Source organism: Streptomyces sp. NPDC101166 (genome assembly GCF_044768125.1).
Taxonomy (GTDB): Bacteria; Actinomycetota; Actinomycetes; order Streptomycetales; family Streptomycetaceae; genus Streptomyces.
In genome coordinates, this window is record NZ_JBIWPF010000010.1 from 225,113 (window position 1) to 244,486 (window position 19,374).

At 71.7% G+C, this 19,374-nt stretch carries 19 protein-coding genes; 10 read left to right on the top strand and 9 right to left on the bottom strand.

The features are described 5' to 3' along the window. Positions 1 to 86: 86 nt before the first annotated feature. The 3 genes from ACIRS4_RS19700 to ACIRS4_RS19710 form a co-directional block, all read right to left on the bottom strand. Positions 87 to 1,361 (bottom strand): glycosyltransferase, encoded by a 1,275-nt coding sequence (locus ACIRS4_RS19700; protein ID WP_404197292.1) that lies wholly within the window; start codon positions 1,359 to 1,361, stop codon positions 87 to 89. A 306-nt stretch (positions 1,362 to 1,667) separates the two neighbouring features. Further along, positions 1,668 to 2,090, bottom strand: coding sequence for a hypothetical protein (locus ACIRS4_RS19705; protein ID WP_404197294.1), 423 nt, complete (start codon positions 2,088 to 2,090; stop codon positions 1,668 to 1,670). 154 nt (positions 2,091 to 2,244) lie between these two features. Continuing rightward, entirely contained in the window at positions 2,245 to 3,456 is a 1,212-nt protein-coding gene (locus ACIRS4_RS19710; protein WP_403812013.1) for a pyridoxal phosphate-dependent aminotransferase, read from the bottom strand. Positions 3,457 to 3,626: 170 nt separating this feature from the next. On the opposite strand from ACIRS4_RS19710, the gene ACIRS4_RS19715 reads away from it, so the two are divergent. Together ACIRS4_RS19715 and ACIRS4_RS19720 are read left to right on the top strand one after the other, a co-directional pair. Further along, positions 3,627 to 4,214, top strand: a complete 588-nt coding sequence (locus ACIRS4_RS19715; RefSeq protein WP_404197297.1) for a hypothetical protein — start codon at positions 3,627 to 3,629, stop codon at positions 4,212 to 4,214. 123 nt (positions 4,215 to 4,337) lie between these two features. Beyond that, positions 4,338 to 5,231, top strand: a complete 894-nt coding sequence (locus ACIRS4_RS19720) for a trypsin-like serine peptidase (protein WP_404197299.1) — start codon at positions 4,338 to 4,340, stop codon at positions 5,229 to 5,231. 18 nt (positions 5,232 to 5,249) lie between these two features. On the opposite strand, the gene ACIRS4_RS19725 is transcribed toward ACIRS4_RS19720, so the two are convergent. Further along, positions 5,250 to 6,899 carry an amidohydrolase family protein gene (locus ACIRS4_RS19725; RefSeq protein ID WP_404197301.1) on the bottom strand — a complete coding sequence of 550 codons (1,650 nt, stop codon included), beginning with the start codon at positions 6,897 to 6,899 and terminating at the stop codon, positions 5,250 to 5,252. Positions 6,900 to 6,910: 11 nt separating this feature from the next. Next, positions 6,911 to 8,176, bottom strand: a complete 1,266-nt coding sequence (locus ACIRS4_RS19730; protein ID WP_404197304.1) for an amino acid deaminase — start codon at positions 8,174 to 8,176, stop codon at positions 6,911 to 6,913. Between the two features lie 215 nt (positions 8,177 to 8,391). Between ACIRS4_RS19730 and ACIRS4_RS19735 the strand changes: the two genes are divergently transcribed. Next, positions 8,392 to 9,006 (top strand): hypothetical protein, encoded by a 615-nt coding sequence (locus tag ACIRS4_RS19735; RefSeq protein ID WP_404197307.1) that lies wholly within the window; start codon positions 8,392 to 8,394, stop codon positions 9,004 to 9,006. A 73-nt stretch (positions 9,007 to 9,079) separates the two neighbouring features. Here the strand turns inward: ACIRS4_RS19735 and ACIRS4_RS19740 are convergent, their stop codons facing one another. After that, on the bottom strand, positions 9,080 to 10,477 hold the full coding sequence (locus tag ACIRS4_RS19740) for a M14 family metallopeptidase (RefSeq protein ID WP_404197309.1): 1,398 nt from the start codon (positions 10,475 to 10,477) through the stop codon (positions 9,080 to 9,082). 201 nt (positions 10,478 to 10,678) lie between these two features. Between ACIRS4_RS19740 and ACIRS4_RS19745 the strand changes: the two genes are divergently transcribed. Beyond that, entirely contained in the window at positions 10,679 to 12,007 is a 1,329-nt protein-coding gene (locus ACIRS4_RS19745; RefSeq protein ID WP_404197311.1) for an Nramp family divalent metal transporter, read from the top strand. Positions 12,008 to 12,092: 85 nt separating this feature from the next. Here the strand turns inward: ACIRS4_RS19745 and ACIRS4_RS19750 are convergent, their stop codons facing one another. Next, a complete protein-coding gene (locus tag ACIRS4_RS19750; RefSeq protein ID WP_404197313.1) occupies positions 12,093 to 12,971 on the bottom strand; it encodes a helix-turn-helix transcriptional regulator in 879 nt (292 codons plus the stop codon). 102 nt (positions 12,972 to 13,073) lie between these two features. On the opposite strand from ACIRS4_RS19750, the gene ACIRS4_RS19755 reads away from it, so the two are divergent. From ACIRS4_RS19755 to ACIRS4_RS19780, 6 genes are all read left to right on the top strand, one after another. Beyond that, the gene (locus tag ACIRS4_RS19755; protein WP_404197315.1) at positions 13,074 to 13,769 is read left to right on the top strand and encodes an SDR family NAD(P)-dependent oxidoreductase; all 696 of its coding nucleotides are present in this window, start codon (positions 13,074 to 13,076) and stop codon (positions 13,767 to 13,769) included. Between the two features lie 89 nt (positions 13,770 to 13,858). Beyond that, a complete protein-coding gene (locus tag ACIRS4_RS19760; protein WP_404197317.1) occupies positions 13,859 to 14,485 on the top strand; it encodes an NAD(P)-dependent oxidoreductase in 627 nt (208 codons plus the stop codon). A gap of 83 nt (positions 14,486 to 14,568) precedes the next feature. Further along, a complete protein-coding gene (locus ACIRS4_RS19765; RefSeq protein WP_404197319.1) occupies positions 14,569 to 15,045 on the top strand; it encodes a 4-oxalocrotonate tautomerase family protein in 477 nt (158 codons plus the stop codon). Between the two features lie 195 nt (positions 15,046 to 15,240). Further along, the gene (locus tag ACIRS4_RS19770; protein ID WP_404197321.1) at positions 15,241 to 15,672 is read left to right on the top strand and encodes a 4-oxalocrotonate tautomerase family protein; all 432 of its coding nucleotides are present in this window, start codon (positions 15,241 to 15,243) and stop codon (positions 15,670 to 15,672) included. Beyond that, entirely contained in the window at positions 15,665 to 16,675 is a 1,011-nt protein-coding gene (locus tag ACIRS4_RS19775) for a zinc-binding dehydrogenase (RefSeq protein WP_404197324.1), read from the top strand. Before ACIRS4_RS19770 ends, ACIRS4_RS19775 begins: the two co-directional genes overlap by 8 nt. Positions 16,676 to 16,720: 45 nt before the next feature. Beyond that, positions 16,721 to 17,386, top strand: coding sequence for a PaaI family thioesterase (locus tag ACIRS4_RS19780; RefSeq protein ID WP_404197327.1), 666 nt, complete (start codon positions 16,721 to 16,723; stop codon positions 17,384 to 17,386). Positions 17,387 to 17,507: 121 nt separating this feature from the next. Here ACIRS4_RS19780 and ACIRS4_RS19785 read toward each other — a convergent pair whose 3' ends face one another. After that, positions 17,508 to 18,767 carry a hypothetical protein gene (locus ACIRS4_RS19785; protein WP_404197330.1) on the bottom strand — a complete coding sequence of 420 codons (1,260 nt, stop codon included), beginning with the start codon at positions 18,765 to 18,767 and terminating at the stop codon, positions 17,508 to 17,510. A gap of 71 nt (positions 18,768 to 18,838) precedes the next feature. After that, on the bottom strand, positions 18,839 to 19,348 hold the full coding sequence (locus ACIRS4_RS19790; RefSeq protein WP_404197333.1) for a SigE family RNA polymerase sigma factor: 510 nt from the start codon (positions 19,346 to 19,348) through the stop codon (positions 18,839 to 18,841). Between the last annotated feature and the right edge of the window lie 26 nt (positions 19,349 to 19,374).

The window sequence follows — 19,374 nt, forward strand, 5'->3', positions numbered from 1 at the left end:
GGCGCCCCCGAGGCTCAGGCCGAGGGGGCGCCGTTCGAGTGGTGACACGCCGCATCGGCCGAACGGGTGTCGAGGGGGCGAGGGGCCTAGACCAGCAGCGGCCCGCCGCACCGCTCGGCGCCGTCCTTCATCGCGATGAGGTTGGCGATCACGTACGAGATGTTCTTCTCGGAGTGCCACTCGGACGGGAAGCAGGTGGCCAGCCGCGAACTCTGGAACCGTGCCTCGAGGTCGGGCACGTAGGTGCGGTACTGGTCGTCCGTGTAGTACCAGAACGAGTTCTCGTTGTAGTACGCGACATGACTCGGGTCCTGGTGCGCGCCGCGGCCGTCGGAGCTGGGCGTCGTGGTGAGGAGCATGCCGCCGGGGGCCAGCAGCCGGTACAGCTCGTTGATCAACGGCACCTTCGCGGGCACGTGCTCGAGGAAGTTCACGGCCCGCACCAGACCGACGGAGTCGTCGGGCAGGTCCAGTCTGTCGGGCAGGGCGGCGACGATGTCGACCCCCTCGCCCGGCTGCTTGTCGACGCCCGTGTAGCCGGGCGGCTTGCGGCGGGCCGCGCCGAGGTCCAGCGCGAGGAGCCCCTTGCGGTACGTCCAGGAGAGGGCGTTGGCCTCGATGTACTTGTCGTACAGAGCGACCGTCTCACGCTGGATGTACGCGTTGATCTCCGGGTCCCGCTGGGTGTTCGCGGGGTGCATCCGCTGGAGGTACAGACAGCGGGGGATGTGGTGGAAGTCGCCGACGTGGAAGAGGCGGCACATCAGGTCCTGGTCGTCCAGCACCGTGCGGGTCGCGTCGTAGCCCCCGGACTTCTCGTAGGCCTCCTTGCGGAACGCCCGCACATGGTTGGGCGCATACCAGATGTAGGCGACGTTGTGCGGCGTCGGCGCCATGGACCGGACCTGCAGCAGCTTGCGGCCGTCGACGCGCACGTCCTCGTAGTGCCAGCCGTGCGCCTCGTTGAAACGGCTGTCGTCCCGCTTGCCGTCCTCGGTGATCTGCGCGGTGTTGCTGTAGACGAAGACGGCGTCGGGATGCGCGTCGAAGGCCTCGCCGAGCTCCGCCAGGCACGCCTTCGCCAGCAGGTCGTCGTGGTCGAGTTCCACGAGGATCTCGCCCCGGGCCAGTTCGCAGGCCCTGCGCTTGGCCGCTCCGACGCCGACGGCGTCGTCGGCGATCTCCACCCGGACCCTGTCGTCGGGGTGTTCCGGCCGCCAGCGGGCCCCGTTGTTGAGCAGGACGATCCATTCCCAGTCCGGGCAGGTCTGCGCCTGCAGGGTCGCCAGGCACTCGTCGAGGAACCGGGGCCGGTGGCTGGGGGTGAAGACGGAGAACCTGGGCGTCGCGGTCGACGTCATCTGATGCTCCCTGCTGGTCTCGATCAGGGGGAGCCAGGCGGTCGGAGCGGGATTCCGGCACTTTTGGTGCGGGGAACGGCTTCTGGGACCGGCCGCGACCGCTCGGCGTATTCTCCGCTGACGTTACGAGGCCGCGCCGACGCCGCCGTCGTCCGGCGGGCCCCGGGGCGCGCAGTCCACCCGAATGTACGCAGAAGGCGCCCGCTGACGCGGACGCAGCTCATGGGTGCGGATGGCGCCCGGTCCGCGCGTCGCTGCGGGTGCACGCGGACCGGGGCCGTCGAGGGGGACCCGGGGCGGGGTCGGTCAGCCGGCGGTGGCCAGTCGCTCGTCCGCCAGCGCGGCGGAGTGGGCGTCCATGCGCTCCGCCGTGAGGATCGCGACCGCCGTGTCGGCCCGGGAGGCGGCGACGACGAGGGCGCGTCCGGCGAGGGTGTGCGCCCGCCGGTGCAGTGCCGCCGCCTGGGGCGCGCCGGCTCCGGAGGTCGTGGAGCGGGCCGGAGCCCGCCCGCCGCGCAGCCGGCCCACCTGCTGGGCGAGCCGCTCCGCCGCGGTGTCCAGGTCGGCGGACGGCGTCAGGCCGCGCAGTTCGTCGGTGACGGCGAGGAGGGCCGCGAGATGGCCCGCGAGCTGGATGTCCAGCTCCTCCTCGCGGGACCGGTGCGGGAAGCCGGGGTTGGGCCCGTCCACCGTGCTATGGACCGACTTGGTGCGGATCGGTTCGTACATGGGAGGGCCTCCTGAGCGTTTCCAGGAAACCATCCTAGCTTGGATTGCGTCTAAAGTTGAGTCGAGGGTGAAATTGGTTCGGTTCGCCGCTGAACATGTTCCGGGGCCGGTGCCGCCCGTGCCCGGGGTTGGTGCCTGCCGCCCGTGTCCGGCGTCAGTGCTGGCTGTAGCCGTCCAGGAAGCGGCCGATCCGGCCGACCGCGTCCCGCAGGTCCGTCACCGTCGGCAGGGTCACCACCCGGAAGTGGTCCGGCTCGGGCCAGTTGAAGCCCGTGCCCTGAACCACCATGATCTTCTCGCGGCGCAGCAGGTCCAGGACCATCCGCCGGTCGTCCTTGATCTTGAACACCGTCGGGTCCAGGCGCGGGAAGAGGTACAGCGCACCCTTCGGGCGTACGCACGTCACGCCCGGGATCTGCGTCAGCAGCTCGTAGGCGGTGTCCATCTGCTCCCGCAGTCGCCCGCCGGGCAGCACCAGGTCGTCGATGGTCTGGCGGCCGCTGAGGGCGGCCACCACGCCGTGCTGTCCCGGCATGTTCGCACACAGCCGCATGTTGGCCAGGATCGTCAGGCCCTCGATGTAGGAGTCGGCGTGGGCGCGCGGGCCGGAGATCGACATCCAGCCGACCCGGTAGCCGGCCACCCGGTACGCCTTCGACATGCCGTTGAAGGTGAGGGTGAGCAGGTCGGGGGCGATCGCGGCGGTCGGGGTGTGCGTGGCGCCGTCGTAGAGGATCTTGTCGTAGATCTCGTCCGAGCAGACGAGGAGGTTGTGGCGGCGGGCGATGTCCGTGAGCCCGCGGATCATGGCCTCGTCGTACACCGCGCCCGTGGGATTGTTCGGGTTGATGATGACGAGCGCCTTGGTGCGGTCGGTGACCTTGCGTTCGATGTCGGCGAGGTCGGGCATCCAGTCGGACTGCTCGTCGCAGCGGTAGTGCACGGCCGTGCCGCCGGAGAGGGAGACGGCGGCGGTCCACAGCGGGTAGTCCGGGGCGGGGACGAGCACCTCGTCGCCGTCGTCCAGCAGGCCCTGCATCGCCATCACGATCAGCTCGGAGACGCCGTTGCCGATGAAGACGTGCTCGACGTCCGTCTCTATGCCGAGGGTCTGGTTGTGCATGACGACCGCGCGGCGGGCGGCCAGCAGGCCCTTGGCGTCGCCGTAGCCGTGCGCCGAGGAGACGTTGCGGAGGATGTCCTCCAGGATCTCCGGCGGGCAGTCGAAGCCGAAGGCGGCCGGGTTGCCGGTGTTCAGCTTCAGGATGCGGTGCCCCGCCGCTTCCAGGCGCATCGCCTCCTCGAGAACCGGCCCCCGGATCTCGTAACAGACGTTGGCGAGCTTGGTCGACTGGATCACCTGCATGTCTGGGAGCTTACGGCTCGGTAACGCCTCTCGGGGGGTGTTTTCCGCCACGTGGGACGAGTGTTTTGGGCGGGTATCGCCGCTCGCTGTCCCAAGGGCCCCACTGGTCTCTAGAATGCGCGGCCATGTCCAGGCCTGGTGAAAGAGGAACCCCCCGGGTTCCGCCGAACGTGTACCTCCCGAGGGGGGCGGACGCGCCGGCGTACGACGCGTACGCGGATCCGGCCGCCGCCCACGGCTGGCAGAACGCCTATGACGAGACGGCCGAGCTGCCCCGCGTCGGCCCCCCGGCCGGCGCCGTCGGCCCTTCGGCGGGCCGGGCCGGCCGACGGCGCGAGGCGCGCCGGGCCGGAGGGCGGCGCTCACGGCGAACGGGGCTCGCGGCGGGGGCCGTGGGGCTGGTGTCCGTGGGTGCGGTGGTCGCGGCGCTGGGCTTCTCCTCGGGTCCCGAAGGCGCCCGGCGGACCGGCCCGGAGGGCACGCGCTCGGCGACGGACGGCCCCGCCGGCCCGGCGGAGCCCGCGTCCCCCTCCGTGGCGGTGAGCGCTCCCGGCGGCCCCGGTGCGCAGACGCCCGCTCCCCGGGTCGCTCCGTCCTCCTCGGCCGCGGCGACCGAGGCCTCCGCGGCCGAGGCCTCGCCCTCGGCCGGGGACGCCACGAGTTCGGCGCCCGCCGCCTCGGCGTCCTCGCCGGCCACGCCCTCCGAGCGGGCGAAGGGGAAGGGGCGCGGACAGGGGACGTCCAAGAGCCGCCGCTAGAGCCTCCCGTGGCTGAAAGCCACTGCTTGTTCTCTCCCTCCCTCGCGCTAACAATGCGCATGACAAGCCAGTGGGCGGCCGGAAGATCTCCGGTCGCCCTGTCATGCAGAGGGGACCCCCCACATGAGCAAGCCTCTCGTCGCCGCGCTCTTCGCCCTGGCGATCGCCGGGGCCGGCGCGGCGCCCGCGACCGCGGCGCCGGCCTCCACGACCACCGCCCCCGCCGCCACGGCGGCCGCCGCGAGCACCGCGGCCAAGCCGGCCGCCGCCTCGCCGACCCTCAAGGCCGTCACCTTCGCCGGGACCGTCGCGCTCAGCAACTGCTCCGGTTCCGTCGTGCGCTTCCCCAACTCCCTGGACACCGCGCCCGCGCTGGTCCTCACCAACGGCCACTGCCTGGAGAGCGGCTTCCCGGAGCCCGGCGAGGTGCTCGTCAACCGGGCGTCCACCCGCTCCTTCGGCCTGCTCAACTCCGCCGGCACCCGCGTCGCCACCCTGCGCGCCAGCAAGATCGCCTACGGCACCATGACCGACACCGACGCCGCGATCTACCAGCTGACCAGCAGCTACGCGACGATCCGCAACTCGTACGGCATCAACGCGCTCACCGTCCAGGACACCCACCCGACGGCCGGCACCGCCATCACCGTGGCCTCCGGCTACTGGAAGCGGATGTACAGCTGCAACATCGACGGGTTCGTGTACCGGATGAAGGAGGGCGACTGGACCTGGAAGGACTCGGTCCGTTACACCTCCGCCTGCCAGACCATCGGCGGCACCTCCGGCTCCCCGGTGATCGACCAGGCCACCGGCAAGGTCGTCGCGGTGAACAACACCGGCAACGAGGACGGCGGGCGCTGCACCGAGAACAACCCCTGCGAGGTCGACGCGAACGGCAACGTCACCGTCCGCAAGGGCATCAACTACGCCCAGGAGACGTACCTGTTCGCCGCCTGCTTCACCAGCGGCAACCAGCTCAACCTGAACGCGGCCGGCTGCGCGGTGCCCAAGCCGTAAGCCCTGAAGGGCGCTCCGTCACACGGGACTGCGACGGATCGCCCGGCCCGCGAGCGTGTCCGTGCGACGGCCGTCCTCGATGACGAAACGGCCGTCGATCAGGACGTGCGGGATACCGGTGGACAGCGTGCGCGGGGCGGCGTGGACGGAGCCGGTCGCGACGGTGCGCGGATCGAAGAGGACCAGGTCGGCGCGGTAGCCCTCGCGGACCAGGCCCCGGTCCGGCAGGCGCAGCCGGGCCGCCGGGCGGGAGGTGAGATGGGCGACGCACTCCTCCAGCGACAGCACGCCCGACTCCCGCACGCAGTGGCCGAGGTAGTGCGGGAACGTGCCGTAAGCGCGAGGGTCGGGTTCCGCGCCGTGCGGGATGCCGTCGGACCCGCCGGTGTGGACACGGTGCCGCATGATCGCGCGGACGTCCTCCTCGTGCCCCACTTGGTGGAGGATCGCCGGGGCCGGCCGGTCTTCGACGAGCAGCCGGCGCGCCGTCGTCCAGGGCGCCTCGCCGCGCAGGTCCGCCGACTCCCGGACCGTGCGGCCCACGTGGTCGGCGAGGTGCGCGGCCGTCACCCCGGAGATCTCGACCGTGTCCCAGTCGACGGGCACGCCGTGGCAGCCGTCGGAGCCCACGACCTCCAGCTCGTGACGGATCCGGTCGGCGGTCGCGTCGTCCGCCAATCGGGCGAGGACCGCCTCCGGGCCGCCCTCGCCCGCCCAGCTCGGCAGCAGTCCGGCCAGCGTCGTGCAGCCGGAGGTGTGGGCACAGGTGTCGAGGGTGATGTCGACGCCGGCCGCCAGCGCCTCGTCCAGCAGGGACAGCAACCGCGGGGCCCGGCCCTCGTTCACGCCGAAGTCCGGTGTGGCCTGCGCGAGATGGAGCGGGCAGCCGGAGTTGCGGGCGACCTCCACCATGTCCGCGCACGCGTCGACCGCGCCCGGGCCGCAGGAGCGGTGACGCGTGCAGTGGTAGCCGCCGTACGACGCCACCACCCGGCACAGTTCGGTCAGTTCGGCGCCCCCGGCATACCTGCCGGGCGAGTACGTCCGCCCGGAGGACATGCCGACCGCGCCCTGCTCCATGCCCTCCGCCACCAGCAGCCGCATCCGCTCCAGCTCCCGGGGTGTCGCCGCCCGGTCCTCCCAGCCGACGGCGAGCGCCCGCACCGCCCCCTGGGGAATCAGATAGACCGCGTTGACCGCGATGCCCCTCCCGTCGACGCCGTGGTCCAGCCGGTCCAGGTACTCGCCCACCGAACGCCAGTCGAAGTCGAGGTCGAAGTCGAGGTCGAAGTCGACGTCGCCGCCGTGGCCGTCCCGCCCGGCGATCGCCCGGCGCACCCCGGCCAGTGTCCGGTCGTCGACCGGGGCGTACGACAGGCCGTCCTGGCCCAGGACTTCGAGGGTCACGCCCTGCGCGGCCTTGGCGCTGTGGTCGGGGTCGCACAGCAGCGCCAGATCGCTGTGGGCGTGCATGTCGATGAAGCCAGGGGAGAGGACCAGGCCATCCGCGTCCAACTCGCGCATCGCGCTCGGGCGTTGACAGCCCGCCGCCGCGGCCTCCTGGACGATCGCGACGATCCTTCCGTCGTCGACCACCACATCGGCGCGGTACGACGGTCCGCCGGAGCCGTCGACGACGTCCGCGTCCCGGATGACGAGGTCTTCCATCCTCGCGTTCCTCAGAAGAAGGTGCGGATGTAGTCGACGACCGTGCCGTCCGCCTCGGTCAGCGGGATCACCGGCCACTTGTCGAAGGTCGTGCACGGGTGGGACAGGCCGAGGCCCACCCAGTCGCCGACCTCGACGTCCGCCTCGGGCAGGGTGCGCAGCCAGGCGTGCTGGTCGGACAGTGCGGTGACGGTGACGCCGGTCGCGGGGCGTTCCGCGCCGTCCCGGCGGATCACCCGGGCGACGGGGAGGTCCATGTCGTGGCCGGCGTCCCGCTTGCCGCCGTTCACGAACGCCTGCTCGGGCGAGGGCCGGGAGAGCACCTGTGTCCACAGGCGGAGCGCCGGTTCCAGGGCGCCCTCCTCGGGGACCCGGTTGAACGGGGTGAGCTCGCGGTAATGGCCGTCGTCGTGCGAGACGTACGCGCCCGATCGCAGCAACTTCAGTACCGGGACGGAGAGTTCGGGGATCTCCGCGAAGACCTCGGCGACCACGTCGAACCACTCGCTGCCGCCCGCGCTGACCACGATCTCGTCCAGGCCCGGGAAGCGTCCCGCCTCGTCGAAACCCATGGCGAGGGCGACCAGCCGCCGCAGCCAGGCCCGCACGCGCTCCGGGGACGCGTCCGGCACCGAGGCCTCGTAGCCGGCGACACCGACCAGCCGCAAGGTCGTCGTGGCCGCGACCGCGTCCGCGACCGCCGCGCACTCCGCCTCCGTCCGCACGCCCGTGCGGGCGCCCTCCCCGGCGGCCAGTTCGACCACGACGTCCACGGGCCGCCGCGCGCCGCGCAGCGCCGCGTCCATCAGTTCGACGCCGCGTACCGAGTCGACGTAGCAGAGGAGACGGAAGTCGTCGTCCGCGTCGAGCTCGGCGGAGATCCAGCGCAGCGCGGCCGCATCCACGACCTCGTTGGCGAGGAACACCCGCTGGAAGCCGAACTCCCTTGCCACGCGCACCTGGTGGGGGGCGGCGAGAGTGATGCCCCAGGCGCCGTGGTCGAGCTGCCGCTGGAAGAGCCGGGGCGCCATTGTCGTCTTGCCGTGCGGGGCGAAGGCGAGGCCGTGACGGATCGCGTACGTCTCCATCAGGCGCAGGTTGTGCTCCAGGCGCTCGGCGGACAGGACCAGGACGGGGGTGGTGAAGCCGTCGGTGAAGAGGTTGCGGCGCTGGGCGGCGAGTTCGCCCAAGGTGATGCCGTCGGCGTCCGGGGGGAGGCCCCTGAAGCGGTGGTCGACTCGTTCCCCGGCGAGACGGGCGAGCGCTTCGCTGCTCATCGAGAGCCTCCTGATCTGCCTTGTCGCTACTGCCTCACGTTAGTCGCGTATGTCGTCCGCTCCTGTCCGACATCCCCGCCGGGCGAGGCCGCGCTCGGGGCGACGGGTCGCCCCCCTCTGACCGCTTGACCCCCCGACCGCCTGAAGTAGGCGTCTCATAACGAAGTTCGGGGCGGGCTGTGTCCGGCACAGGATCGTCGACCATACTGCCCGGTGTGGAGCAGCGCATAGGTTCGAGCAGCCAGCCCCTGGAGGGCGCCGGATTCGACCCGGCATTCATCCCCGGGCTCACGTCGCCCGTGACCGTCGAGCCGGAGGACGACAGGCCGGAGGACGGCAGGCCGGAGGACGCGAGGGCGGGGGCCGCCGAGGCGGCGAAGTCCGAGGCGTCCGAGGCGTCCGAGGCAGAGAAGGCCGACGCCGGTGAGTCCGCGACGGCGCGGACGCCGGAAGCGGCCGACGAGACCGCCGATGCGGAGCGGGAGACGCCCGACGGCCCTGTCTTCGAGGCCTCCGACCGGCGGGCGCGGATCGTCGCCGACGCCAGGGGCGTCCGGCTCCGCCTCGACGAGGAGGAGTGCGAGTTCCGCTGGGACGAGATCGGCGCCGTGGAGACGGAGACGCCCCGCTTCGGCAAGCGGTACACCGTCACGGTCCACACCCCTGACCGCCGCTGGTACCCGATCGAGATCGAGGCGACGGCCAGGGACCGCTTCAAGGAGTGGGACGAGCGCCTCGACGAGGTGCTGGACGCCTACTTCGAGGACGAGGCCCCCGCGGAGCCGACGGAACCCGAAGGGCCGGCAGAGCCGGAAGGCGACGACCGGTAGGACAGCCGGGTGCACGGGACCCCGCGCACCCGGCTCCGTGGCCCAGTGCCGTGACCGGAAAGGTTCACCGGCTCTAGCCGCAGTACTGCGCCGCCTTGCCGATGGACCGGTACATGCAGTCGGCGTTCTCCAGCAGTTGCAGCACCGCGTCCCTGTTCCGCGCGGTCTCCCGCTCGATGACCTCGTCGGGCGGGTAGAAGCCGCCGCCGCCCGCAGAGCCCGGGTACATCTCGAAGGTGTACCCGAAGATCTTGTGGGCGCCCCAGAGGTAGTCGTCGATCGACCCGTCGGTGATGTACAGGTCGCTCGACTGCTCGGGCGTGTAGCCGTTGCTCGCGGCCATCGAACGGCCCACCGTGGCGAAGGCGTTGCGGTCGTCCGCCGTCATCCCGGTGGTGGTGTCCGAGTAGGTGAAACCGAAGGGCCACAGCACCAGTTCGCTGTAGGTGTGGAAGTCGATGCCGGCCTTGATCTGCTGCACGCCGCCGACGACCCGGCCGCGCACGAAGTCGGAGACCACCTTCACCTCGGGCGCGGACTCGGCCGCCGGGCCCCGGTAGGTCTCGGAGGACGTCGAGCCGGAGGAGCCGCCGCAGCAGCCCCAGCGGAAGGCCCAGTTGCGGTTGAGGTCCGTACCGACGTTCGATGAACCGGAGTTGGGCTGGCGGTTCTTGCGCCAGGAGCGGTAGGAGCCGGTCGCGACGTCGTACTCGCCGCCGTCCGGGTTGACGTCCGGGACGATCCAGATCTCCCGGCTGTTCACCATGTTCGTGATGCGTGCGTCGGTGCCGTAGCCGGCGCCCAGCTCGCGGATCAGGTAGAGCGCCATCTCGACGGTGAGGTGCTCACGGGCGTGCTGGTGGTGGGTGAACAGCACCTCCGGCTCGGCCTCGTCGGAGGCGACGTTGTCGCTGATCTTGACGGCGACGATGTCCCGGCCCTGGTACGACTTCCCGATCACCCGTTTGCTGATGATGCTCGGGTGGGCCGCGATCCGCTGGTCGATCTCCGCGTTCATCTCGGCGTAGTTGTGGTAGCGGGAGTCGGCGGAGGGGAAGTCGTAGAGCCGGGCCCCGCCCCCGGCGGCGCGGTCCGGCGCGGAGCCCAGGAGCGCGACCTCGTACCCCTGGGCGCGCAGCTTGCCGATCTGGTCGGCGCGGCCGGAGACGACGACGGTCTCCTCGTCGGCCTCGTCCACGCTCACCCCGGAGGCGGCGATGGCGGTGCGGGTCTGCGGGGTGCTGTGGGGGACGTGGATCTCGTACTGGCGGACGTCGTCGGCGGCGGGCGCGGCCTTGGGGGCGCTGCGCGCGGCGGCGTCGGTGGCGGTCGCCGAGAGGGGCGCGGCGAGGGCCAGGGCCAGCAGGGCAGCGAGGGCGGCGGTCCGTCCGCCGCGGGCACTGCGGCCGTCCGGTGCGCCGGGGCGGCCGTCTGCGTGTCGTGCGCCTGAGCCGCGTATGCGAAGTCGCATGAAGTCTCCTCGGTTCTCCGGGAGTCCGGGGTCGCCGGACGTGTGGGGAGTGGAGCGGGGGTGGTCCTGCGTGCGACGTGCTGCTGCTGTGCGCTTGCTGTGTGCGGCGTGCGGGGTGTCGCTCATCGTCGAGGCATGACATGGTCAGGTCAATAGCGTGTCCTCTTGCGGACGGAGCGGCTTTGCTGTTCCTTGACCTTCATGGCGGACACCACGGGAAACCCCACGCACTCCGAGGCAGCATCCGGCACCGACCGCACCACATCCCCCCGCAAGTCCAGTTGGCGCCACATCGGCCCCGGCATCGTCGTCGCCGCGACCGGCGTCGGCGCCGGCGACCTGGTCGCCACCCTCATCGCCGGCAGCAACTTCGGCTACACCCTGCTGTGGGCGGCCGTAGCCGGCTGTCTGGTGAAGATCTCCCTCGCGGAAGCGGCCGGCCGCTGGCATCTCTCCACCGGGCGCACCCTTTTCGACGGCTGGGCGAGCCTCGGCCGCTGGACGAGCTGGTTCTTCGTCGCCTACGTCGTCGTCTGGGGGTTCGTGTACGGGGCAGCGGCGATGTCGTCCAGCGCGCTGCCGCTGCAGGCGCTGTTCCCCGGCGTGATGGACCTGCGATGGTGGGCCGTCGCCTGCGGACTGGTCGGCCTGGTCTTCGTCTGGTTCAACAAGTACGCCGTCTTCGAGAAGGTCATGACGGTCCTGGTCGGCGTCATGTTCGCGGTGACGGTGTACCTGGCGGTCCGCGTCACCCCCAACCTCCCGGACGCCCTCGCCGGCCTGCTGCCGGTCCTTCCCGACGAGAAGGACTCCGTCCTCAACACCCTCGGCCTGATCGGCGGCGTGGGCGGCACCATCACGCTCGCCGCGTACGGCTACTGGGTCAACGCCAAGGGCTGGACCGACACCGGGTGGATGAAGGTGATGCGCCTGGACAACCGGGTCGCGTACGCCACCACAGGCGTCTTCGTCGTCGCGATGCTCTTCGTCGGGGCCGAGCTGTTGCACTCGGCGAACGTGGCCATCGCGAGCGGCGACAAGGGGCTGATCCAGCTCGGCGACATCCTGGAGGAGGAGTACGGTTCGGCCACCGCCACGTTCTTCCTCGTCGGCTTCTTCGCCACCTCCTTCACCTCCCTCATCGGCGTCTGGCACGGCGTGAGCCTGATGTTCGCCGACTTCGTGGCCCGCTCTCGCCGGGGCGACAGCGCGACGGGCGCCGAGGTCGCCTCGGGCGAGCGGGAGCGCTCGTGGCCCTTCCGGCTGTACCTGCTGTGGCTGACGTTCCCGCCGATCGTGCTCCTCTTCCAGGGCCAGCCGTTCCGGCTGATCATCCTGTACGGGGTGCTGGGCGCGGCCTTCCTGCCGTTCCTCGCCCTGACGCTGATCTGGCTGCTCAACTCGGCCCGCACGCCCCGGGAATGGCGCAACGGCCCGCTGAGCAACGTGATGCTCGCGGCGGCGGGGCTGCTGTTCCTGGTGCTGTGCGTGAAGCAGGTCTGGGACCAGCCCTGGGCCGACTTCTTCTGAGCCGCGCTCTCTCCGGCGGGTGCCGCGAGTTCACCGACGGACCCTGCCTCTGCGTGCTGGACGAGATCCGGCCGGCCCGATCACGCTATGGCCTGGAGTACAGGCTGGGCCCCGGAGGCGAGGAGCCGTCGGCGCGGACGCCGTTCGTGACCCGCAGGAACTCCAGCTTTTCCGCATCGGCGGAACCCGCGGCCACCGTGTAGACGACGAGGCGGACGTCGCAGCCCGGGACGGTGAGCACGTCGCAGTCGCATGTCACCTCACCGACCTGGGGGTGCACGATGGTCTTGCGGGCCGAGACGTGCGGACCGACCGCACCCTCGTCCCACAGCCTGGTGAACTCCGCACTGGTGGAGTTCAGTTCCTCGACGAGGTCGATCAGTCCACGGTCGCGGGGGTAGTCGACGAGAGCCGTGCGCAGGTCGGCCACGAGGGCGGGGCCGAGGGCGTCGCCGTCCTGGAGCACGGGCCAGGCCGCGAGCCCTGAGGGGCCCGCGGCGAAGACCGCCCGCACCAGGTTCCGCTCGGCGTGTGTCCGTCCGCTGGGGTCGCCCAGCAGCGCCGCCCACGCGGGAGTCCAGGACAGCAAGGTCCAGTCGGCGCTGAACACGCCCACGGGGAACCCTCCGAGGCGGGCCAGCATCCGTTGGACCCCCGCCGGAACATGCGTGGAGACCGTCCCCTCCTGGGGAGGGAGGAGGCCGGCCAGCCGGTAGGCGTGATCGCGCTCCACGGGTTGCAGTTGCAGGGCCCTGGCCAGGCTCGCGACGACCTGCGCCGAAGGGCTCGTGGCGCGCCCCTGCTCCAGCCGCACCACATAGTCGACCGACAGCCCTGCGAGCTCGGCCAGTTCCTCGCGTCGCAACCCCACCGCACGGCGTCCGGGCCGCGAAGTCCGCCCGACGTCGAGGGGGGAAAGCCGGTCGCGCCAGCGGCGCAATGCCGTGCCAAGGGTTTCGTCCACTCGACCATTGTGTCCGCCGGACAGCCGATGTGCCTGGTACTGGCGGTCCTACCGTCGCCCAGGGCACTGGTTGTCCTCTCGTCACGGGCCGAGAGTGAACGCATGACGACGACATTCATCACAGGAGCCAACAAGTCCCTCGGGTACGAGACCGCCCGCCGCCTGATCGAGGCCGGTCACACCGTCCTCGTCGGCGCTCGTGATCCGGAGCGTGGCCAGGCGGCCGCCGACGCGCTCGGCGCCCGGTTCATCCAGATCGATGTGACGGACGAGGCCTCGGTGGCCGCGGCCGTCGCCGACGTCGAGGCCCGCGAGGGCGGCGTCGACGTCCTGATCAACAACGCCGGCGTCTTCGGGACACACCACCCCGCCGACGAGATCACGGCCGCTGACGCCGGCGAGGTGTTCGAGGTCAACGTCGTGGGGATCGTCCGGGTGACGCACGCGTTCCTGCCGCTGCTGCGCAAGTCCGCGAACCCGGTCATCGTCAATGTGTCCAGCGGCATGGGGTCGTTCGCGGCCACCCATGACCCGGGGCGCGTCGAGGGCCGAGCCGTCGCGCCGCTCTACACGGCGTCGAAGGCCGCTGTGACCATGCTGACCACGCAGTACGCGAAGTCCTGGCCGGACCTGAAGGTGAACGCGGCCGACCCGGGCTACACCGCGACCGACTTCAACGGACACAGCGGCCCGCAGACGGTGACCGAGGGGACCGACGCGATCGTCGAACTCGCCACCCTCGGGGCGGACGGACCGACCGGAACCTTCCGTGACCGTCACGGTGAGATGCCCTGGTGATCCACCTCCGGATGCGGGATGTGCCCGGGGAAGACCTCGCCGGCCTCGCGTGACACCGACCCGACCCCGCGGATGAAAGGCACCATGTCATGAAGCTGTTGGTCCTCGGAGCGACCGGTCCCACCGGCCGCCACCTCATCGACCTGGCCCTGCGCGCAGGCGACCAGGTCACCGCCCTGGTCCGCGACCCGGCCGGGCTGGGGGAGCCGGCGGGTCAGGTCACGGTGCTCACCGGAGACGCGACCTCCCGCCACGACGTCTCCGCCGCCCTGGCCGGGCAGGACGCCGTCGTCTCCGCCCTCGGCCGGGGCACTTCGGTGGTCGCCGACGACCTCTTCGCGCGCGCCTCGGCGGCTTTGATCGCGGCCGCGCAGGAGACCGGCGTGTCCCGTGCGGTGTGGCTGTCGTCCTTCGGGGTCGGCCACACCCTCGCGTGGGCGAGCGTGCCCCAGAAGGCCATCTACCGGACCTTGCTGCGCTCGATCTACGCCAACAAGGAGATCGCCGACGACGCCATCCGCGCCAGCGGGCTGGACTGGACCGTGGTCTACCCGACCCGGCTGACCCACGGCCCGGCCAGGGGCACGTACCGCGCGGACGACCGGCTGCCGATGAAGGGCAACCCGACGATCAGCCGGGCGGACGTCGCCGCCTTCATGCACCGGGCGGTGCACGGGAGCGAGTGGATCGGCCGCTCGGCTGTCATCTCCGACTGAGTGTCCGCAACACCGGTATGACAGTCGTTATAGGCGAGGTGTAGCCTGACCGCCGTCTATAACGACTGTCATAGGAGTGTGTCGTGACGATCATCACGGTGAGCGCCCTGAAGGGCCGCCTGAGCCAGGAGCAGCGCCGCAAGCTTGCCGAGACGCTGACGGACGCGGTCCTCGTTCCCGAGGTCGGGCAGTTCGCCCCCGCCGCGAGGGTCGGATTCCAAGTGCACTTCGTGGAGCGTGAGGCCGACATGATGGCCATCGGCGGGCGGCTCCTCACCGACGCCGGCCCGGACGCCGACGTCATGGCGATCGATGTGACGGTGATGGACGGGGACTGGCGGGACGAGGTTCGAGCCGAGGTCGTCGAGCGCGTCCTGGCCGCGATGGCCGACGCCTGTGGACTCCCGGAGCCCTCGCCGGCCTGGTGGGTCACCTTCCGGGTGATCGACGAGGGCAGCTGGGGGTCACGCGGCGGCGTACTCTCCGTGCTCTCCCTCCTGGGCAGCGGCGTGTTCACCGAGGAGAAGGCCGAAGCCGTCCGCGCCGCACTCGGCGCGTGAACCGCGTCCGCGTCCGCGTCAGCGCTTGAGCGTCGCTGGCCGCGCGGACTGCTCCGCCTCCTCTCGCGTGACGGCGTAGTGCTCCTGGCCGCCCGGGCGCGTCCCCTCTGGCTATAACGATCGTCATAGTCTACGGTGGCCACTCGTTATGACGATCGTCATAACGAGTGGCCCTCGAAGAGCGAAGGAGTCGCCATGCCCATGATCCGACTGACCGCCCCCACCGGTTCTCTGAGCGAGGAGGGCCGCACCACCGTCCAGCGGAACCTCGCCGCCGTGCTGCTGCGTTGGGAGGGCGCCCCCGACACCGCCTTCTTCCGCGCCCAGGCGTGGAGCTACCTCGTCGAAACGCCCGAGGGCGCGCAGACCACGGCCGAGGACGACGCGCCACGATTCCTGGTGGAAGTCACCGTCCCGCAGGGGGCTTTGTCCGAGCGCCGAAAGGCCGGCCTGGTCGAGGAGGCGACGAAGACCGTCCTGTCCGCGGCCGGCCTCTGCCCGGACGACGCCCTGCGGGTGTGGGTCCTGGTGCACGAGCAGCCCGACGGCACCTGGGGCGCGGGCGGCGCCGTCATCCGCTACGCCGACCTGGTGGCCATGGCGAAGGGGGAGCGCACCGATGCGTGAACTGACCTACGTCGCCCGGCGCACCGTCGAATGGCGAGAAGCGCCCGACCCCACGATCCGGTCGAGCGACGACGCGATCGTCGCTCCGGTCGCTGCCACTCCCTGCGATGTCGACTCCTCCATCCTCGCCGGCCACGGCTTCGTCGCCCCGCCCTTCGCCCTCGGCCACGAGTGCGTCGCCAGGGTCGTGGAAACCGGCGACGCGGTCACTGCCGTCGCCCCCGGCGATCTCGTCGTCGTCCCGTGGTCCATCAACTGCGGCGACTGCGACCGCTGCCGGGCCGGGCTCACCGCGCACTGCACCGCCGTGCCCTACATGGCCATGTACGGCGCACCCGTCGGCGGGAACTGGGGCGGACTCTTCTCCGACCTGGTCCGCGTCCCGTACGCCGACGCCATGCTCGTGCCCCTGCCCGCCGGCCTCGACCCGGTCGCCATGGCCTCCGCCAGCGACAACTGGTCCCTGGCCTGGCGCCTGATCGCACCCCACCTCAAGGACCGCCCCGGAGCCCGCGTCCTGGTCGTCGCCCGCGGGAGCATCGGCCTCTACGTCTGCGACATCGCCCGCGCGCTCGGCGCCTGTGACGTGCTCTACGTCGACCCCGACCCCGAACACCGCGCACTCGCACGGGGCTTCGGAGCCGTCACCGCCGAGTCCCTGGAGTCGGTCCCGCGGGGCTACGACCTCGCCGTGGAGGCCACCGGACGGGTCGACCAGCTCGCCGCCACCGTCAAGTGCCTCGCCCCGGAAGGGATCTGCGAGAGCGCGGGCAACCACTTCCGCCCCGGCGAACTGCCCCTGCTCGACATGTATCTCACCGGCGTCACGCTGCGCATCGCCCGCGACAACGTACGCGCCCACATCCCAGAAGCCCTCGCACTCGCCGCCGCCGGCGAGGTCGACCCCGGGAAGGTCGTCTCCCACGTCATCGACTGGGACGACCTGCCGAACGCCCTCCCGGAAAAGCATCTGAAACCGGTCTTCGTCCGCGCGGACGTCTGACCGTCCCGGATGCCGCCCCACCGCCCCAGCACACCCGGAAGCCCGATGCACACCTCCCTCACCGACCCGCCGGCCGCCGGCACACCGGAGCTGGAACGCCAGAAGGCGGCCATCAACCGCCTCGGCGACGAACTGCGCGCCTTGGTGGAAGCCACCGTCCGCACCGCCGCCTCCCCTGCGACCCTCCACCGCATGGCGGACGGCGTGCGCACCCTCACCGGACAGCTCACCGGGCGCCCACGCGCGAGGGGCGAGATCCCCGAAGTCGACGAATTCCCCAACGGCACCCGGATCTACAGCCCGGTCAGCGGAGTCGGCAGCCCGCTCGCCCCGCCGATGCGGGTCACGCCCGCCGACGACGGCCTGATCGGCGAGTGCACCCTCGGCATCGCTCACGAAGGACCGCCCGGCTACGGCCACGGCGGCATGAGCGCGATGCTCCTGGACGAACTCATGGGCCGCGCCTGCGCGGCAGCCGACATGCCCGGCCTGACCGTCTCCCTCCAGACGCGCTATCACCGACCGGTCCCGCTGGAGACGCCCCTGCGAATCCTCGCGCGCGTCACCGGCACGAACGACCGCAAGATCTTGGTGAGCGGTTCGATCACGAGCCGGGCGGATCCCGGCACGCAACTCGTCACGGCCGACGGGACCTTCGTCGCCCCCGACCCCCACCGCGCCCGCGCCCTGTTCCCCGGCATGCGGCCGTAGCTGCCCCAGGTCAGCGCCCCGTGACTCCCGTTCGCCGCACGAGTGGCAGCCCACGGAACGGCGGGTCGCCCCATCCCGCCGGCCGGCCGTGTGCGGAGGCCGGCCGGCGGGAGGCGGCTGATCAGCGGCCGATCGAGTCCCAGTGCGGGGCGAGGGCGATGTCCCTCAACTCCTGCATGGTGAGGACCGGTTCCGGCCGGGTCGCCCCCGTCTTCAGGCCGGCCGCGTTGTAGGCGCTGACCACGACCCGCTTGCCGTCCTTGCGCATGGTGTCGACGGTCCACATGACGACCCCGGCGCGCCCCTTCTCGTCCGGCTGCTGACGGGTCTTCACCCGGGTGCCGTCGGGAAGGGTCTCGGCCCCCTGGTACAGAGAGTCGGCGACGTCCAGCATGTTCGGCTGCACGTTGATCTCGACGTAGCCGCGGCCCTTGCCGTCGTCGACGACGACGTAGCCGTACTCCGGCTCCTGCCCGCCGCGCGAGAGGACCTTCACGTCCTTGGGCAGCCGGGCGGTGAGGACGCCGAGGATCCGCTGGAGCCCCACGCCCCGGTCCGCGCTCGGCGACGCGACCGGCGCCTTGGTCGGCTGGGGCACGGCGTCGATGATCCGGCGCCACTCCGTCGCCGCGGCGAGCCTCTTCAGCCCCGCCGTGTCCAGCGGCGGCTCGGGACGGCTGACCGGCTTGCCCTTCTCCGCCGGGGAGTTCCACTCGGACACGTTCACCCGCTGTCCGGACGGCGTGATCAGCTCCGCCCCCCACGCCTTGGTGTCCGCGCGCCGGTCGGGGTACTCGTACCCCTTGAAGACGGTGATCGCGGACCCGTCGGGCAGCGTGCCGGACTCGCAGCTGTCCAGCCCGGACGGCGCGCCCTCGCCCGTCTCCGGGCACGGCAGCACCTCGTGGGCCGGGTCGAAGCCGCGGCCCGTCGGGATCCGGCCCAGCCCCACGGAGACGGCCGCCGGGCCCTTGCCGTCGTCGTACACGACGTAGGCGAGCGGTCCGGCCTCATCGGCCGTCCCCCGGCCCTCCTGGCCGCTGAACGTGCCCCCCGGCAGCAGCTTCTCGAGCGTCTTGACCACTTCGCGGGCGGAGAACCCGCCCGCTCGGGGCGTGGCCGTACCCTTCGCCGCGACGGAGGACTCGGCCGGCTGCGGACTGCTGTCGGACGGTACGAGCAGGGCACCGCCCACCCCCACGAGGGCGAGCCCTGCCGCACCCCCCGCGACGGCGGCCCGCCGCCGCAGCCGCAGCCGGCGACCACGCGCCTGGCCGGCGGCGGCGAGCGCCGCCCGGTCGGTGTCGAAGGAGCCGCCCGCGTCGCGCAGGGCGACGGAGAGCTGGTCCTCGAAGGGGTCGGGGAACTGGTCAACGGGCATGGCACACCACCGGTTTCCGTGGCTCGAAGTGATGAGAGAAGTCGTGGGGGTCGTGTGCGGGCGTGACGCGACTACGGTCGCGCGTACTCGCCGATGTCCTCGCCCAGCAGCTCCCGCAGCCGGCCGAGAGCCCGTACGCACCGAGTGCGCACGGCGGCGGAACTGGCGTTCATGGCCCCGGCCGTCTCCTCCACGGACCGGTCCTCCCAGTACCGCAGGACGAGGACGGCCCGGTCCTTGGCGGGCAGCCGGCCGAGGGCCTGCATCAGCGTCAACCGCAGCGTCACGTCGACTCCCGCGCCGGCGGCGCGTTCGGGGACGACGTCCACGGCGCGCTCGCCGCTGCTGCGCCGGCGCTGGTGCGCGAGGAAGGTGCGGGTGAGGACGGTCTGGGCGTACGCGGCGGGGTTGTCGGCGCGCACGACGCGCCCCCAGCGGACGTACAGCCTGCCGAGGGTCTCCTGAACCAGATCCTCGGCGAGGTGCGTGTCCCCCGCGGTGAGCAGACAAGCGGACCGGTACAACTGCCCCGTCCGCGCCGCAGCGAAGTCCGCGTACTCGTCCGCGCGGGCCTGTCTCATGCGCTCCCCCAGCTTCCTGTGTCCGT